Source organism: Weizmannia sp. CD-2023 (assembly GCF_036225245.1).
Taxonomy (GTDB): domain Bacteria; phylum Bacillota; class Bacilli; order Bacillales; family Bacillaceae_C; genus Weizmannia; species Weizmannia faecalis.
In genome coordinates, this window is sequence record NZ_JARTJQ010000026.1 from 1 (window position 1) to 571 (window position 571).

1 protein-coding gene is annotated in these 571 nt (G+C 39.9%); it reads left to right on the forward strand.

The features are described 5' to 3' along the window. Window positions 1-458: RNA-guided endonuclease InsQ/TnpB family protein (locus tag P9687_RS17295; RefSeq protein ID WP_328228863.1), on the forward strand; the 458-nt coding region annotated here is incomplete at its 5' end. Between the last annotated feature and the right edge of the window lie 113 nt (window positions 459-571).

Genomic DNA, 571 nt, shown 5'->3' on the forward strand with positions numbered 1-571 from the left:
CACAACGAATTCTTTCTCGAAGAAAGAAAGGTTCTGCACGTTGGAACAAGCAACGACTAGTAGTGGCTAAATTACATGAGAAAGTGGCGAACCAACGCATGAATTTTCTTCATCATAAGTCAAAAGAATTAGCTTCTAACTTTGATGCTGTCGTGATTGAGGACTTGAACATGAAAGGGATGTCTCAAGCCCTTCACTTTGGGAAAAGCGTTCATGATAACGGCTGGGGTATGTTCACTACTTTCTTAGCGTATAAGCTAAAAGAACAGGGGAAACAACTTGTGAAAATTGATAAGTGGTTTCCCTCCACTAAGAAGTGTTCATGTTGCGGCAAGGAAAAAGAAATGCCATTATCTGAACGTGTATATAAATGTTCTTGCGGCTTTGTATTAGATCGCGATCACAATTCAGCAATCAATATCAAAAATGAGGGATTACGCTTATTAGCGTTATCATAAGTAACAAAACTCTTGGAACAAGAGGGTTAGCTCGGTCAGTTTTCGTTGGCTAGTAAAAGCAACGATAAGTCGAGAAGCCCCCACTTCAATCAAACCGTAAGGTTGATAAGTGG